The sequence below is a fragment of the Cedecea neteri NBRC 105707 = ATCC 33855 genome, assembly GCF_001571265.1.
Lineage (GTDB): Bacteria > Pseudomonadota > Gammaproteobacteria > Enterobacterales > Enterobacteriaceae > Cedecea > Cedecea neteri.
The window spans coordinates 1-16,423 of record NZ_BCTL01000027.1 but is presented as its reverse complement, the minus strand read 5'-3'; the positions used below and the strand labels follow the sequence as shown (position 1 = coordinate 16,423).

Genomic DNA, 16,423 nt, shown 5'->3' with positions numbered 1-16,423 from the left:
CCCCATGCCTTTCTTTAAAGGAAAACAGACTGATTCCTTGCCGCTGCAACAATTGAAAGAAAATTTGCAGATTAACTTTGAGCCTGTAAATGCAAAGCCTGTCACTTACTACAAAACCCTTCAAATTCAAAGGGTGCTATCAGAGCATTTCTTTCGATTTGGGTATGTGAGTGATTTTATGCAAACGGGTGAACCTGCTATTTTTGTTCACGGTACTCCTGGGGGGCGACTGCAGATTCCCGATTTTAAACACAATAAAGACTTTGTTTTATTATCGCCAAAAGAGTTTTATCACCACCTTGTCATTAATCACGCCATTGATTTATCGAAGGATAAACGAACGTTGCATCTGGTTAGCTGTTATTCTGGTGCTGCAAAAGATGACGCTGAGGGGATAAGTGTTGCACAGGAATTAGCGAATGTTTTACAAAGGAAAATATGGGCATATGGCGGCTATGAGAAGCTCTATTGCGACAAGAAACATAAAGGGTTAATTGGAATGATAAATAATAAAGGGGATGTTTCCATTCGAGTAAAAAACAAATATAAGAAGGTTCGCCCAAGATTGATTGTGCCACATTTTTATTATTCAGAAAATCAAACGGCGTGACAAATTAACAGGTGGTATTTTATTAAGGTATAAACGAAGTTAACGGGCCAGCATTTGTCTGTGCATATAAATAAAGTGAATTCTATCCGTGGCAGTTCGTTAACGGCGGCAGGCAATCAGTCATGATTAATTTGCACCTTAATTAAGATGCTATAAATAGTCTCTGATGCTATTTATGAATAGACTCCGTAAGCACCATTTGGATAAAGTAACTGGAGTATCATCGTGCATTTCTTTAAAAAAAAGAGTCCGTCACAACCTTTGTCGTTACAGGAGTTGAAAAAAAATCTGAAAATAAATTTTGAGCCTGAAAATGCAAGGCCATTGGCTCACTATAAAACTTTTTATATGGAGCATCATCCAAAAGGTTTAAGTAAAATATCAAAACGGTTTATGATAAAGGATGGATATGTTAGCGACTTTTTGGGTACGGGTGAACCAGGGATTGTAGTTCATGGTTCTTCTGAAGGCCACTTGGTCATTCTTGACACAAACCTCGGTAGAGATCAAAAAGGATCGTTTTTCACGCCCAGGGAATTTTATCGTTACCTTATTCGCAGATACTCACTTGACTTATCAAAAGATAAAAGACCTCTACATTTAGTGGCTTGTTATTCAGGTGAGGCAGAAAAAGGCTCAGGAAAGCTGAGTGTGGCGCAAGAGTTAGCTAATGCAACGCAACGAAAAATATGGGCATACGGAGGACATTATCCAGTAGCTACCCATTATAGTGGTGTGGCTGGTTTATTAAATAATACTGATTATGTTTTTGCTGGAGGTTTCCCTCCTAAGAGGCTTACACCTAAGCTAATTGAACCCCATCCGCCGGTACATATGAATAAAGATAATTCTGTTACCCACTGCTAATCGACGGTTAGCTTGCAATCAAGCCTCGGCCTTAAAAAAGCGGCGCGCCAGAACAGCGCGCCGCAAACTGTTCTATTTACTCTTTTTATCCGCCGACTTCACAAGCGTTGGCGTCTCATTGAAGAAGTTCCACGGCTTCAGCAGGGCATGTACCCACTCGGTCGGCATGATGGGCCACTCTTCGGCGCGGGCGATATGCGTGGTGCCGGTGGTTAACCAGACCACATTATCCGTGTTTTCAAGCGACTGATTATCTTTGCTGTAAGCCCCTAAACCGGTGTCGTGCGCGGAGCGATTCGGGTATTTCCCTTCGGAATAGCGTTCATCCGGGTTGTAGCGGGTCACCCACAGCTGCTTATCCATAAAACTCAGGCGATGGTAAATCCATTCGTCCGGGGCAAACTTCGCGCCGGTGGCGACGGGGTGAGTTCCACCGGCGTAAGGAATCAGCTGGTAGGACACCGGGTTGCCCATGCGGTTTTCTTTGTTCGGATTGCTGAGCAAACGGACGGTGCCTGGGTCAAATTTCTGCGCCGCGTCCTGCTCGTTTTTAATCGCATATTCATTGGTTTGCATCGTACTCGTGCGTGGGCCGCCGCTGGTGTTCGGCTTCACTACCGGGTCGATAGCGGTCAGGCTGTTATTTTCGCCGTCGACGTCCAGATCCAGGCGGAAGTTATAAATATGCTGATGTGTCGTGCCGACAATATTGTGGTCGATAAGCGTGCCGTAGCGGGTATCTTCTTTCGCGGTGGCGTCGTGCATGGTTTTGGCCTTCACGCCTTTTACCGCTTCTATGCCGGTCGCGCCTGCGTCAATGCCAATGGTGCCGTTCTGATGGAAGACCCAGTCAAAGATATAGTCGTAGTTGCCGACGGTGCTTATCCAGCGGATCACCAGCTCGCGACGTTCGCTGCTGACGTTCGGCTGGCCCATTTCCTGATGCTTGTATTCCGGCCCGGCGTAGCGCTCGAAAATGGCGATGGCGCGCGGAATGGTGGTCGGTTTTCCGGTGTAGTCGGCCAGAGTTTCGTCCAGCAGGACGGCGTTCGCCGGGGCATCTTTGCCGCGCACGATAGGGGACGTCAGCGTGCCCATGCCGTAATCCCCGGCGTCCAGGTAAGCTTTAAAATACCAGCCAATGTCCGGGTCGCCATACGGCACAATCATCCCGCCGAGCGACCCTTCATACATGATCTTCCGTTTGGTGCCGCTGTCGTTGTAAGTCACGGTGGAAATAATCGGGCCAACGCGGGAATTCAGGCGCAGGTGCAAATCCCAGTTTTGCCAGTGAATCGTGTCGCCGGTAATGGTGTAATTTTTTCCCTCCGGCTCAATGATATCCAGCGGCTTGAGGTTGGCGGCCTGCCGGTCGCGGCCATCATAAGGGCGGGGCGTCATCGGCACGGGAATGACCGGGCCTTCCTCAATTTTGATGATTTTTTTCTGCTCGAGATCTACTACGGCGACCAGGTTTTCAATCGGATGCGCCCAGTAATTGCCGTCGCCCACGTCAAGATAACTCACCACTTTCAGCAGGCGCTGATCCTGTTTCAGGCCGTCTTTACCGTCGAAATAGCCGACGGTAAGCGGGGTAGTAACCACTTTTGACGGATCGCTGATGCCGCGTTTTTTCACCGCTTCCGCGAACTCTTTGCTGTTGTTGATTATCGACTGCACGCTGGCAAAATCGTCCAGCAGCACCATACCCTGAGCGCCTTCAATCGGTTTCCAGCTTTTCACCTTTCCGGCGGCCAAATCTACCGTGGCTTCAATAATATGGCGACCGTCCAGCATGATGACGTCCGCTTCGCGCGGCTGGCTGACGCTGGTGCCGTCCATCACAAACTTCCAGACTTGCTCCTTCGGCGGCTCGCGCAGGGAAATCTCGGTAAAGCGAATATTCGGCTTGTAGTCCGCAGCGCCTTTGATTATCTCCACCGTCTTATTAATTTCGTCGGCGCTCAGGGAGTTGAGCAGGTGCTGTTTTTTCTCGACTGCAAAGGTTTGATCCAGCCCGGACTGGAACACTTCATTGATAAACCCTTCGGAGATAAACGCCGTTTTGTCCTTAAAGGTAACCGGGACTTCAAGCTTGAGCGTTTTGCCGTTAACGATGGCAGAGGTGGCGTTAGGCTTCACCTTCACGTAGGCACCGTCTTTGACGATGGTAAACATCTGCGCGTAATCGTCCCACTGGACGTCTGCGCCAAAATCCGCGAGCGTTTTTTGCATTGGCACCATATGTGCCTCGCCGCCGTGGGCAAAAGCAGGGGCGTTAATCCCCGCCGAGGTCAGGAGCGCAATAGCCAGCGCCAGCGCTTTTTTTCCAGTTTTCATTGTCATCGCTTTCTCACCTTAAAAGTGCGTTGTGTTGTTATGTGCGTGCTGGATAAAGACTGTCGGATTCAACATAACAACTTCCGCCGGGGTTTCCCTTGTATTCCCTGCCAGGCGTTTTGCTGTGGTTGCCAGAATGTGGGATTGGGGAGAATTGTCAGGCTGGGAAGGGCTCTCTCCCTGCAAGGAAGAGAGCTAAAAGGTCAAAACTATGCGGCAAAATCGCCATTCATACGGGCCACCAGCGTCAGGATTGAGTAGCGGGCAACGATCTGCTGATGCTGGTTGGTGATATCCACCGCCCATTCCACCACGCCAACCGGCTTATCTTCCGCCGTTTTCTGCGGCTTGGCGGTTTTACGTTTGCAGGTCAGGCGAACCTGAATGGTATCGTCGATTTTTACCGGCTCGATAAAGCGCAGGTTTTCCATGCCGTAGTTAGCAATCACCGGCCCGACGCCGGGGTCAACAAACAACCCGGCGGCGGCAGACACCACAAAGTAGCCGTGCGCCACGCGTTCACCAAAGAACGATTCTGCTGCGCCAATTTTATCGGTATGGGCATAGAAACGGTCGCCGCTTAGGTTGGCGAAGTTGGCGATGTCGGCTTCGGTCACGGTGCGGCGGGCGGTCAGAATGCTTTCCCCGATACGCAGCTCTTCAAAATGCTTGCGGAAAGGATGCACGGCATCTTCCTGAACCCGAGCACCGTAGTTCCACTGCCCGCTAACGGCGGCAAGCATTGTTGGGCTGCCCTGAATAGCGGTGCGCTGCATATAGTGTTTCACCGCACGCAGGCCGCCGAGTTCTTCTCCACCGCCCGCACGGCCTGGGCCGCCGTGAACCAGCATCGGCAGCGGTGACCCATGCCCGGTGGATTCCACCGAGGACTCCTGGTTCAGCACCTGAATTCGTCCGTGCGCGCGGGCCGCGCCGAGAATAAATTCGCGGGCAGTTTGCTCCTCGGCGGTGACCAGCGTCCCGGCAAGGCTGCCCTGACCGGCGCGAGCCAGCGCCATAGCGTGTTCAGCATCCCGGTACGGCATCACGGTGGCAACCGGGCCGAAGGCTTCAAGCTCGTGCACGGCAGGCGTTTCATCCGGCTGCTGGCAAAGCAAAAGGGTCGGCGGGAAGAACGCGCCAGGCTGAGCGAGATCGGCTTTACCGCCAAGCACGGCTTCGCATCCGGCGGCAATCAATTGGTCAACTTTACGCTGCACGTCATCCCGCTGTTCAAGGCTGACCAGTGCCCCCATGCGTACGCCTTCCACCGCCGGGTCGCCGGGTTGAATTTTCCCCAGTTTCGCTTTCAGCGCTTCAATCACCGAACCCAGCCGTTTTTGCGGCACGATAACCCGGCGAATCGCGGTACATTTTTGCCCGGCCTTGGCGGTCATTTCACGCACGACTTCGCGCACGAACAGCGAAAATTCTGGCTGCTCAGGGGAGACATCTTCCGCCAGCACGCAGCAGTTTAGGGAATCCGCTTCCATAGTGAACGGAATTGAGCGGGCAACGATATTTGGGTGACAACGTAACTTTTGACCGGTGCTGGCCGAACCGGTAAACGTCACCACGTCTTGCTCATTTAAATGCTCGAACAGGTCGCCCACGCCGCCGCAAATCAGGCTTATCGCTCCGTTCGGTACCAGCCCTGACTCAACAATCGCTTTGACCATCGCCTGGGTTAGCTGCGCGCTGGCCGTGCCGGGCTTGATGATGGCGGGCATACCGGCAAGCCAGGTCGGGGCCAGCTTCTCGAGCATTCCCCAGCAGGGGAAGTTGAAAGCGTTGATATGCAACGCCACGCCGGACTTCGAGGTGAGCACGTGGCGGGCGGCAAATCCGCCCTGTCTGGAGAGCGGAATCAGCTCGTCTTCCGGCCACAGCGTGTCATCCGGCAGCTCTCTGTTGCCCATTCCGGCGTAGGCAAACAGCGTGCTGATCCCGCCTTCAATATCAACCCAGCTATCGGCGCGGGTGGCCCCGGTTTGATACGAGACTTCGTAGAACGCTTCTTTCTGTGCCAGCAGATGTTTAGCCACGGCTTTTAACATTGCGGCGCGTTGAATGAACGTCATCGCCTGCAGCGCCTTGCCGCCTTGTTCAATGGCAAACCGTTTTGCCTCCGCCATATCCGCGCCTTCGCTGGTTACCTGCCACAGCGGCTCGCCGCTAACGGCATGAAAAATGGTTCTTTCTTTACCCTGACCGCTAAACCACGTCCCGGACAGATAGCTGGTTAACTGTTGCATCTCACTCTCCATTGCATGCTGCATTTAATGCTTACAGTGTTTGTTTTGTGAATCATAAAAATCAAGCTGTAATTTAATAAATTGTTAACAATGTGATGATGTGTGATTTTTGCTATTGATTTATATCAATGATAAATAGGGTTTTAACAAGATTTTACGTGATAGGCCTCACAATCATGCGGTGTAATCTTTGCGATCTTCGTTAACTTATCTGTAACTTTTAATCATGATGTGATTCGCAATATCGCAATGTGTAGCATTAAATTGAATCATAAGGTGATGCCGTGACAGAACAAGAACGCTTTGACGAGCGCATCCAGCAGGAGACCGCCATAGAGCCGCAGGACTGGATGCCGGAGGCTTACCGCAAAACGCTGATCCGCCAGATAGGCCAGCATGCGCACTCGGAAATTGTCGGCATGCTGCCGGAAGGAAACTGGATAACGCGTGCGCCCAGCCTGCGCCGCAAGGCCATTCTGCTGGCGAAAGTGCAGGATGAAGCCGGGCACGGCCTGTATCTCTACAGCGCCGCAGAAACCCTGGGCTGCGCCCGGGAAGATATTTACCAGAAGATGCTCGACGGCAAGATGAAGTATTCCTCCATCTTTAACTACCCGACGCTCAACTGGGCCGATATCGGCGTTATTGGCTGGCTGGTCGACGGCGCCGCCATCGTCAACCAGGTCGCGCTGTGCCGGACTTCTTATGGGCCTTACGCCCGTGCGATGGTGAAAATCTGTAAAGAAGAAAGCTTCCACCAGCGTCAAGGGTTTGAAGCCTGCGCCGTGCTGGCGAAGGGCAGCCCGGAGCAGCGCCAGATGCTGCAGGATGCCATTAACCGCTTCTGGTGGCCGGCGCTAATGATGTTCGGGCCCAACGACGACAACTCGCCAAACAGCGCCCAAAGTCTCGCCTGGAAAATCAAACGCTTCGGTAACGACGAACTGCGCCAGCGCTTTGTCGACAACACGGTGCCGCAGGTTGAGCTGCTGGGCATGACCGTGCCGGATCCCGATCTGTATCTCGATGAGGCCACGGGCCATTACCGCTTTGGCGACATTGACTGGCAGGAATTCAACGAAGTGGTCGCCGGGCGCGGCTTATGTAACGAAGAGCGCCTTGCCGCCAAGCGAAAAGCCTGGGAAGAGGGGGCATGGGTGCGCGAAGCCGCCCTTGCGTATGCCGAAAAACAACAGGCCCGCACCGCCGCCTGAAGGAGTAAGAGATGAGCAAGATTTACTGGCCGCTGTACGAAGTCTTTATCCGTAATAAAAAAGGGCTGTCCCACCGCCATGTCGGCAGCCTGCACGCCGCCGACGACCAGATGGCGCTGGAAAACGCCCGCGACGCCTACACCCGCCGCAGCGAAGGCTGCTCCATCTGGGTGGTGAAAGCGAGCGAAATCGTGGCCTCACAGCCGGAAGAACGCCCGGAATTTTTCGACCCGGCAGACAGCAAAGTCTACCGCCACCCGACGTTTTACACGCTGCCTGACGGCATCGAGCACATGTGAGGCCGCCAATGACACTCGATCCTGTAGCGACCTACAGCCTGCGCCTCGGCGATACCTGCCTTGTCCTCGCCCAGCGCCTGAGCGCCTGGTGCGGCCATGCGCCGGAGCTGGAGATTGACCTTGCCCTGGCCAACATTGGCCTCGACCTGCTCGGCCAGGCACGCAACTTCCTGACCTACGCCGCCGAGCGCGAAGGCGAGCATCTCGACGAAGACAGGCTGGCCTTTGGCCGCGACGAGCGCGAATACCGCAACCTGCTGCTGTCGGAACAGCCCAACGGTGATTTTGCCGAAACGCTGGTGCGTCAGTACCTGCTGGATGCATGGCACGTCTCGCTCTTCAGCCGCCTGGTTGAAAGCAAAGACCCGCAGCTGGCGGCCATTGCGGCCAAAGCGATTAAAGAAGTGCGCTACCACCTGCGCTTCAGCCGCGGCTGGCTGGTTCGTCTGGGCAACGGCACCGAGCTTTCTCAGGCAAAAACGCAAAGCGCGCTGAACAAACTGTGGCGCTTCAGCGGCGAAATGTTCGTTACCGATGAGCTGGAAACAACGCTGGCAGAACAGGGGATCGCGGTCGATCCGCTGAGCCTCAAAGCCGAATGGCTGCAAGAGGTCAGCACCGGACTGAGCGAGGCCTCGCTGCAGATACCGGGAGAAGCGCCATACCGCACCGGCGGTAAGCAGGGCTTACACACCGAACACCTCGGCCCGCTGCTGGCTGAAATGCAGTACCTGCAGCGCGCTTACCCAAACCAGCAATGGTAAGGAGGAGAGGATGCAAACCGCCACGCTTCAGCCCGCCGCTGTCCGCGATGTCTGGCGTCTGCTGAGTGAAATCAGTGACCCGGAAATCCCGGTGCTGACCATCACCGATCTCGGGATGGTGCGCAGCGTCGAGCATCGCCCGGACGGCTGGCACATCGGTTTTACGCCGACGTATTCAGGTTGCCCGGCGACCGAGTTCTTGCTCACCGCAATCCGGGAAGCGATGGAAGGCGCTCAGCTGAGTCCGGTGCATATCAGGCAGGTTTTGCATCCCGCCTGGACGACGGACTGGATGTCGCCGGAGGCCAAAGCCCGGCTGCGCGAATACGGCATCAGTCCGCCGCAGGGGCATGCCTGCCACGCGACTGTCGCCGCGCAGGTGACCTGTCCGCGCTGCGGCAGCGAACATACTTCGCTCATCAGTGAATTCGGCTCCACGGCCTGTAAAGCGCTTTATCGCTGCGACAGCTGCCGGGAACCCTTTGATTACTTTAAATGTATTTGAGGATGCCATGACAATGTTTCATTCCCTGAAAGTGGCACGTATCGAACCCGAAACCGCAGAGGCGGTGGCCATTACGTTTGCGGTGCCGGACGCGCTGCGCGGGCAATATCGCTTTCGCCCTGGGCAGCATTTGACACTCAAAGCCCGCCTGGGCGATGAAGAGCTGCGCCGCTGCTATTCCATTTGCCGCTCTGACAATCCGGGCGAGATCTGCGTCGCGGTAAAAGCCATTGAAGGCGGCCGCTTCTCACAGTATGCGGTCAGTGATTTAGCCGCCGGCATGTCGCTGGAGGTGATGGTGCCGCAGGGGACCTTTGGCTACCAGCCGCAGCCAGAAACCAGCGGGAACTATCTGGCGCTGGCGGTGGGTTCCGGCATTACGCCGATGCTGGCGATTATCGGCGCCACGCTTGCCACCGAGCCGCAAAGCAGCGTGACGCTGGTCTACGGCAACCGCAGCAGCGCCAGCATGATGTTCCGCCAGGCGCTGGCCGACCTGAAAGACCGCTACCCGCAGCGCCTGCAGCTGATCTATCTGTTCAGTCAGGAAAGGTCAGACAGCGAACTGCTCAGCGGCCGGCTGGACGGCGCGAAGCTGAAACAGCTCGGCGACCACCTGCTGGACGTCAAAGGCTTTGACCGCACCTTTATCTGCGGCCCGCAAAGCATGATGCAGGCTGCCGAAACCGCGCTGAAAGAGATGGGCGTGGCGCAGCAGGATATCTACCTCGAACACTTCAACACGCCGGGCGTAACGCCGGGCGCACGTTCACGCGCTCAGGCGGCGGGTAAAACCGTCACCCTGCGCCAGGACGGCGTGGATCGCCAGATTACGCTGACCGCCGGAGACGAAAGTATTCTCGACGCGGCGCTGCGCCAGGGCGCGGATCTGCCCTATGCCTGCAAAGGCGGCGTCTGCGCCACCTGCCGCTGCAAGGTACTGCGCGGCGAAGTGGAAATGGGCGTCAACTACAGCCTGGAGCCGGATCAGCTGGCCGCAGGCTACGTGCTGAGCTGCCAGGCGCTGCCGAAGGGCGACGACGTGGTACTCGATTTTGACGCGCAGGGGCTGTGATGAGCGAACTTCTTAGCCAACAGAACGGCCGGGTGCTGACCCTGACACTGAACCGCCCGCAGGCGCGAAACGCGCTCAGCAACGCCTTGCTGACGCTGATCGCTGAAGCGCTGGAAACCGCGCAGCAGGACGAATCCATTGGTGCCGTCGTGGTAGCCGGACAAGAGCGCTTTTTCGCCGCCGGAGCGGACTTAAAAGAGATGGCGAGCCGGGATATGCCCGCCACGCTGAACGATCCCCGGCCCCAGCTTTGGGCGCGTATTGAACGCTTTCCAAAACCACTGATCGCCGCCGTCAACGGCTATGCGCTCGGCGCAGGCTGCGAGCTGGCGCTGCTGAGTGACATCATCGTTGCCGGGGATAACGCACGCTTCGGCCTGCCGGAAATCACGCTGGGGATTATGCCCGGCGCGGGCGGCACCCAGCGGCTTATCCGCAGCGTGGGCAAAGCGCTGGCTTACCGCATGGTGTTGAGCGGCGAGGCTATCGACGCCCCGCAGGCTTTACGTGCCGGGCTGGTTGCCGAAGTACATCCTGCTGCGCTGACGCTTGAATACGCGCAGAAGCTTGCCGCCAGCATCGCTCGCCATGCGCCCCTTGCTCTGCAGGCCGCCAAAAGCTCGCTTCAACAGGCACAGAACACAGGCCTGAGTCAGGGGCTGCTGCAGGAACGCCAGCTGTTTACGTTGCTCGCCGCCACCGAAGATCGTCAGGAAGGCATCGCCGCTTTTCTGGAAAAACGACCGGCTGAATTCAAAGGACGTTAATCATGAGTTTTATTGTTAGCGATGTGCAAAACGGGGTGATGACCCTGACCCTCAACCGCCCGGAGCGGCTGAACAGCTTTAACGACGAGATGCATCGCCAGCTGGCAGAAGTTCTTACCCAGGCCGAACGGGATGAAACCATTCGCTGCCTGCTGATCACTGGCGCAGGGCGTGGCTTCTGTGCCGGGCAGGATCTCAACGACCGCAACGTTGACCCAAGCGGCGATGCGCCAGATCTGGGCTATTCCGTTGAAACTTTCTACAACCCGCTGCTGCGCCGTCTGGCGAAATTACCGAAGCCGGTGATTGCTGCGGTCAACGGCGTTGCGGCCGGAGCCGGTGCCACGCTGGCGCTGGGCTGCGACATGGTTATCGCCGCGCGTTCGGCAAAATTCATCATGTCTTTCAGCAAGCTGGGGCTGGTGCCCGACTGCGGCGGCACCTGGTTTTTGCCGCGCCTGACCGGACGCGCTCGCGCAATGGGCCTGGCGTTACTTGGCGACACGCTAAGCGCGGAACAGGCGCACGAGTGGGGCATGATCTGGCAGGTGGTGGATGATGAACAGCTAAGCGATACCGCCCGCCAGCTGGCTCAACACTTTGCTACCCAGCCGACCTTTGGCCTGGGGCTTATCAAGCAGGCGCTTTACGCCTCGGAAACCAACACCCTGGACGCCCAGCTTGACCTGGAGCGCGATTATCAGCGCCTGGCCGGCCGCAGCGAAGACTACCGCGAAGGGGTTTCTGCTTTTCTGGCTAAGCGCCCGGCGACTTTTAAGGGGAAATGAGCATGCTGACACCTGATGCTGTTATAGCGGTGATAGGCAGCGGCACCATGGGCGCGGGAATTGCGCAGGTGGCCGCCAGCGCGGGTCATGCGGTGTGGCTGTATGACATTCAGCCCGGCGCGGCAAAGCGCGCGATTGACGGCATTGACACCGCGCTCAGCGCCCGCGTAGCCAAAGGAAAACTGGACGATGCGCTTCGTCACTCAACGCTTGCCCGGCTGCATCCTGCAGAAACGCTGGCAGATTTGGCCCAGGCAGAGCTGGTGATTGAGGCGGCGGCCGAACAAATTGACATCAAGCAGGCTATTTTCCGCGATTTAGAGGCGGTGTGCGGCCCTGATACAGTCTTTGCCAGCAATACCTCCTCCATTTCCATCACCGCCATTGCCAGCGGAATCAGCCACCCGGCACGCGTGGTTGGGCTGCATTTCTTTAACCCTGCGCCGGTGATGAAGCTGGTGGAGGTGGTCAGCGGGCTGGAAACGTCGCCTGTGATTGTCGAGCGGCTTTGCGAGCTGGCGCTGCGCTGGGGGAAACAGCCGGTACGCTGTCATTCCACGCCGGGATTTATCGTTAACCGCGTGGCGCGGCCTTTTTATGCCGAAGCCTGGCGGGCGCTGGAGGAGCAGGTGGCTCCGGCTGCGGTAATCGATGCGGCTTTACGCGATGGCGCGGGCTTCCCGATGGGGCCGCTGGCGTTAACCGATCTGATCGGCCAGGACGTCAACTTCGCCGTGACCTGTTCGGTGTTTAACGCCTTCTGGCAGGAGCGCCGTTTCCTGCCTTCTCTCGCGCAGCAGGAACTGGTTCTGGGCAAGCGCCTGGGCAAGAAAACCGGGCAGGGCGTTTACCGCTGGCCGCTTGAGGCGAAGCCGGAGTACCAGCCTCAGGTGCCCGAAGAATTAGCGGCTGAACAGGCCACGCAGTCCGGCAAAAGCCTTGAGCTGGACGGCATTGTGGTCGCGATTACCAGCGGCATGACCGCCACTGCCATGTCAGCCGAACTGAAACGTCCGGTGGTGCTGCGGGACAGGCTGGCCGATTCCTCTCTGGAAGTGCTGGCACCTTCGGCTTCAATGACGCCGCAGCAGCTGGCGAAGGTCATCCATTACTTCCAGCGGCAGGGCAAGCAGGTGCTGGTGATTAACGATTACCCCGGCATGCTGGCCTGGCGCACGGTGGCGATGCTGGCCAACGAAGCGCTGGACGCGCTGCAGAAAGGCGTGGCCGGAGAAGCGGACATCGATACCGCCATGCAGCTCGGCGTTAACTATCCGCAGGGTCCACTGGCCTGGGGAGCACGGCTGGGCTGGCAAAACATCCTGACGCTGCTGGAAAACCTCCAGCGCCACTACGGCGAAGAGCGTTACCGTCCGACATCTTTACTGCGCCAGCGCGCGCTGCTGGAGAACCAACATGAGCACTAATGCCTGGGATAACGCTCGCCTGATGTACGCGCGCGACAACTGCGCCAAACAGATGGGGATTGAAGTTATTGAGATGGGTGACGGTTTTGCCATGCTCACCATGACCATCACTGATGCCATGCTCAACGGGCACCAGACCTGCCACGGCGGGCAGCTGTTTACCCTGGCCGATACGGCTTTTGCCTATGCCTGCAACAGCCAGGGGCTGGCGGCCGTAGCATCGGGCTGCAGTATTGAGTTTTTGCGTCCCGGCAAGGCGGGCGACCGATTGAAAGCGGTGGCCAGAGTGCGCCAGCAGGGGCGACAGACCGGCGTCTACGACATCGAAATCATTAATCAGGATGAGAAGACGCTGGCGCTGTTTCGCGGCCGCGCCCATCGCATAGGGACGACGCTTTCAGGAGAAAAATTATGAGTCAGGCTTTTATTTGCGATGGCGTGCGTACTCCGATTGGCCGCTACGGCGGGGCGCTTTCGGGCGTGCGGGCGGATGACTTGGCCGCGCTGCCGTTAAAAGCGCTGCTGGCACGTTACCCTAATCTCGACTGGAGCGCCGTCGATGACGTTATCTTTGGCTGTGCGAACCAGGCCGGGGAGGATAACCGCGATGTGGCGCGCATGGCGACGCTGTTGGCCGGTTTACCCCAGAGCGTACCGGGCACCACGATCAACCGCCTGTGCGGCTCCGGGCTGGATGCCGTGGGTTTTGCGGCTCGCGCCATCAAAGCGGGCGACGCTCAGCTGATGCTGGCGGGCGGCGTGGAATCTATGTCTCGGGCACCGTTTGTGATGGGCAAAGCCAGCTCGCCGTTCCAGCGTCAGGCGGAGATGTTTGATACCACCATCGGCTGGCGTTTTGTGAACCCGCTCATGGCAGCGCAATTTGGTACTGACAGCATGCCGGAAACGGCAGAGAATGTAGCGGAATTGTTAAAAATAAGCCGCGAAGACCAGGATCTGTTTGCGTTTCGCAGCCAGCAGCGTACCGCTCGCGCGCAGCAAAAAGGCATTCTGGCCGAAGAGATCGTGCCGGTTACGCTCAGCGGTCGCAAAGGTGCGGTGACGGAAGTAAGGGAAGACGAGCATCCGCGCGCGGAAACCACGCTTGAGCAGCTGGCGGCGCTAAAAACGCCTTTCCGCGCCAACGGCGTAGTGACGGCGGGCAATGCTTCCGGCGTAAACGACGGGGCAGCGGCGCTGATTATCGCCAGCGAAGCCGCCGCGCTGCAGCACGGGCTGGTGCCTAAGGCACGTATTGTTGCTATGGCGACGGCGGGCGTTGAGCCACGCCTGATGGGGCTGGGGCCGGTGCCTGCGGTACGTAAAGTGCTGGAAATTGCCGGGCTAAGCATCCACGACATGGACTTGATTGAACTAAACGAAGCCTTCGCCGCGCAGGCGCTCGGCGTGCTTCGCCAACTGGGGCTCCCGGATGATGCCCCGCATGTGAATCCTAACGGCGGCGCAATTGCGTTAGGACACCCGCTGGGGATGAGCGGAGCCAGACTGGCGTTAACGGCCAGCCTGGAGCTGCACCGGCGCGGCGGGCGGTATGCCCTTTGCACCATGTGTATCGGTGTGGGTCAGGGCATTGCCCTGATCCTTGAGCGTGTGAGCTAGTTAAACCTGCGAGTACCCTAATAATGATAACCTCTGAAACTAAGCTGGAACCGATTGAAACCGCATCGCTGGATGAGCTGCAGGCCCTGCAAACGCAGCGCCTGAAATGGACGCTGAACCATGCCTATAACAACGTCCCGATGTATAAGCGCAAATTTGACGCCGTGGGCGTGCACCCTGACGATTTTAAAGAGCTAAAAGACATTCGCCTGTTCCCTTGCACCACCAAGCAGGATCTGCGCGATAACTATCCTTTTGACACGTTCGCCGTGCCGATGGAGCAGGTTGTTCGTATTCACGCTTCTTCTGGTACGACGGGCAAACCTACGGTGGTGGGCTACACCCAAAACGACATTGATAACTGGGCTAACCTGGTGGCGCGTTCGCTGCGTGCCGCAGGCGGAACGCCAAAAGATAAAATTCACGTCTCCTATGGCTACGGCCTGTTTACCGGCGGGCTGGGCGCACACTACGGCGCAGAGCGCCTTGGGGCGACCGTTATCCCGATGTCCGGCGGCCAGACTGAAAAACAGGCACAGCTGATCCGCGATTTTCAGCCGGACATGATAATGGTCACGCCGTCCTGGTGCCTGAACCTGATTGAAGAGCTGGAACGCCAGATGGGCGGCGACGCCAGCGGCTGCTCGCTGCGCGTGGGTGTGTTTGGCGCGGAGCCGTGGACCAAAGCCATGCGGGCAGAAATTGAACGCCGCTTAGGGATCACCGCGCTGGATATTTACGGCCTGTCAGAAGTGATGGGGCCGGGCGTGGCGATGGAGTGCCTGGAGTCGCGCGATGGCCCGACGATTTGGGAAGACCATTTCTACCCCGAAATCGTAGATCCGCAGGGTGGCGTGCCGCTGGAAGACGGCGAGCACGGCGAGCTGCTTTTCACCACGCTGACTAAAGAGGCGTTGCCGGTGATCCGCTACCGCACCCGCGACTTAACGCGCCTGTTGCCGGGCAGCGCGCGCACCATGCGCCGTATGGACCAGATTACCGGCCGTTCCGACGATATGCTGATCATTCGCGGCGTGAATGTGTTCCCGTCCCAACTGGAAGAAGAGATCCTGAAATTCCAGCATCTGGCGCCGCATTATCAGCTGGAAGTGCATCGTCGTGGGCATCTTGATACCCTGGCGATCAAGGTGGAACTGAAGGAGAGCAGCCTGTATCTCAGCCACGAACAGCGCTGTGGGGTTTGCCACGAACTGCGGCACCGCATTAAGTCGATGGTAGGGATTTCAACGGATATCACCATTGTGAACTGCGGCAGCCTGCCGCGCTCGGAAGGAAAAGCTATCCGGGTGTGCGATCTTCGCCAGGCGGCAAATCACTGATTTTTTGTTACACTGTCACTAATGATGGGCCGCTAGGGTGTTGGCCAGACCCGTTCACACTCAATACAAGTTAATCAGACGCTTTCAGCCGGCCCTGAAAGCGTCTGTGCCTGTGCAATCCACCAGTTTGCAGTATGATCCCCAGTGCAGCCATACCGACTGCATAATAACGGGAGCATCCCATGAACACTTCGCTGTTCAGTAAAACCCCTTCGGTCACGGTTCTCGACAACCGGGGCCTGAACGTGCGTAACATCGAATATCACCGCCATCCTGACACCCCGGCCACCACCAACGAACGCATCACCCTGCAGCAGTATAATTCCGGCGGGTTTCTGAGCCGCAGCGCCGACCCGCGTCTCGACAAGGCCGGCCTGGCAAACTTCACGTACATTACTGACCTTGCCGGTAACATGCTGCGTGCCCAGGGCGTGGACAACGGCACTACCGTGAGCCTGAACAACGTGGCCGGGCGGCCTTTTATCGCGGTCAGTAATATTGGCGTCACCGGAGACAAGAGCCAGGCGGTGACGCATACCTGGCAATATGAAG

Annotated in this window: 15 protein-coding genes and 1 pseudogene; 14 read left to right on the top strand and 2 right to left on the bottom strand. The window is 57.2% G+C overall.

Annotated elements, in window-relative coordinates; genetic code table 11:
* Positions 1 to 4: 4 nt before the first annotated feature.
* Complete coding sequence (locus tag CNE01S_RS12505; protein WP_061276412.1) at positions 5 to 610, top strand: hypothetical protein; 606 nt, start codon at positions 5 to 7, stop codon at positions 608 to 610.
* A 225-nt stretch (positions 611 to 835) separates the two neighbouring features.
* Positions 836 to 1,477 carry a hypothetical protein gene (locus CNE01S_RS25245; RefSeq protein WP_138089266.1) on the top strand — a complete coding sequence of 214 codons (642 nt, stop codon included), beginning with the start codon at positions 836 to 838 and terminating at the stop codon, positions 1,475 to 1,477.
* A 72-nt stretch (positions 1,478 to 1,549) separates the two neighbouring features.
* On the opposite strand, the gene tynA is transcribed toward CNE01S_RS25245, so the two are convergent.
* Positions 1,550 to 3,823, bottom strand: a complete 2,274-nt coding sequence (tynA, locus tag CNE01S_RS12500; RefSeq protein WP_061276410.1) for a primary-amine oxidase — start codon at positions 3,821 to 3,823, stop codon at positions 1,550 to 1,552.
* A gap of 203 nt (positions 3,824 to 4,026) precedes the next feature.
* Positions 4,027 to 6,072 carry a phenylacetic acid degradation bifunctional protein PaaZ gene (gene paaZ / locus CNE01S_RS12495; protein ID WP_061276408.1) on the bottom strand — a complete coding sequence of 682 codons (2,046 nt, stop codon included), beginning with the start codon at positions 6,070 to 6,072 and terminating at the stop codon, positions 4,027 to 4,029.
* Positions 6,073 to 6,356: 284 nt separating this feature from the next.
* Here paaZ and paaA point away from each other — a divergent pair, with 284 nt between their 5' ends.
* The 12 genes and pseudogenes from paaA to CNE01S_RS12435 all read left to right on the top strand — a co-directional run.
* Positions 6,357 to 7,286 carry a 1,2-phenylacetyl-CoA epoxidase subunit PaaA gene (paaA, locus tag CNE01S_RS12490; protein ID WP_061276406.1) on the top strand — a complete coding sequence of 310 codons (930 nt, stop codon included), beginning with the start codon at positions 6,357 to 6,359 and terminating at the stop codon, positions 7,284 to 7,286.
* A gap of 11 nt (positions 7,287 to 7,297) precedes the next feature.
* The gene (gene paaB, locus CNE01S_RS12485) at positions 7,298 to 7,585 is read left to right on the top strand and encodes a 1,2-phenylacetyl-CoA epoxidase subunit PaaB (RefSeq protein ID WP_008461407.1); all 288 of its coding nucleotides are present in this window, start codon (positions 7,298 to 7,300) and stop codon (positions 7,583 to 7,585) included.
* An 8-nt stretch (positions 7,586 to 7,593) separates the two neighbouring features.
* Positions 7,594 to 8,349 (top strand): 1,2-phenylacetyl-CoA epoxidase subunit PaaC, encoded by a 756-nt coding sequence (gene paaC / locus CNE01S_RS12480; RefSeq protein ID WP_061276404.1) that lies wholly within the window; start codon positions 7,594 to 7,596, stop codon positions 8,347 to 8,349.
* 10 nt (positions 8,350 to 8,359) lie between these two features.
* Entirely contained in the window at positions 8,360 to 8,854 is a 495-nt protein-coding gene (gene paaD / locus CNE01S_RS12475; RefSeq protein WP_061276402.1) for a 1,2-phenylacetyl-CoA epoxidase subunit PaaD, read from the top strand.
* 7 nt (positions 8,855 to 8,861) lie between these two features.
* Positions 8,862 to 9,929: a 1,2-phenylacetyl-CoA epoxidase subunit PaaE gene (gene paaE, locus CNE01S_RS12470; RefSeq protein WP_061276400.1), complete on the top strand. Its 1,068-nt coding sequence runs from the start codon at positions 8,862 to 8,864 to the stop codon at positions 9,927 to 9,929.
* Positions 9,929 to 10,696: a 2,3-dehydroadipyl-CoA hydratase PaaF gene (gene paaF, locus CNE01S_RS12465; RefSeq protein ID WP_061276398.1), complete on the top strand. Its 768-nt coding sequence runs from the start codon at positions 9,929 to 9,931 to the stop codon at positions 10,694 to 10,696. Before paaE ends, paaF begins: the two co-directional genes overlap by 1 nt.
* Positions 10,696 to 11,484 (top strand): 2-(1,2-epoxy-1,2-dihydrophenyl)acetyl-CoA isomerase PaaG, encoded by a 789-nt coding sequence (paaG, locus tag CNE01S_RS12460; protein ID WP_061276396.1) that lies wholly within the window; start codon positions 10,696 to 10,698, stop codon positions 11,482 to 11,484. Before paaF ends, paaG begins: the two co-directional genes overlap by 1 nt.
* 2 nt (positions 11,485 to 11,486) lie before the next feature.
* Positions 11,487 to 12,911, top strand: coding sequence for a 3-hydroxyacyl-CoA dehydrogenase (locus CNE01S_RS12455; RefSeq protein WP_061276394.1), 1,425 nt, complete (start codon positions 11,487 to 11,489; stop codon positions 12,909 to 12,911).
* The gene (paaI, locus tag CNE01S_RS12450) at positions 12,901 to 13,326 is read left to right on the top strand and encodes a hydroxyphenylacetyl-CoA thioesterase PaaI (protein ID WP_061276392.1); all 426 of its coding nucleotides are present in this window, start codon (positions 12,901 to 12,903) and stop codon (positions 13,324 to 13,326) included. The genes CNE01S_RS12455 and paaI overlap by 11 nt, the downstream gene beginning before the upstream one ends.
* Positions 13,323 to 14,531 (top strand): 3-oxoadipyl-CoA thiolase, encoded by a 1,209-nt coding sequence (gene pcaF / locus CNE01S_RS12445; RefSeq protein ID WP_061276390.1) that lies wholly within the window; start codon positions 13,323 to 13,325, stop codon positions 14,529 to 14,531. The genes paaI and pcaF overlap by 4 nt, the downstream gene beginning before the upstream one ends.
* Before the next feature lie 23 nt (positions 14,532 to 14,554).
* Positions 14,555 to 15,871 (top strand): phenylacetate--CoA ligase PaaK, encoded by a 1,317-nt coding sequence (paaK, locus tag CNE01S_RS12440; protein ID WP_061276388.1) that lies wholly within the window; start codon positions 14,555 to 14,557, stop codon positions 15,869 to 15,871.
* A 182-nt stretch (positions 15,872 to 16,053) separates the two neighbouring features.
* Positions 16,054 to 16,423, top strand: a pseudogene (locus CNE01S_RS12435) (RHS repeat protein); the annotation flags it as partial.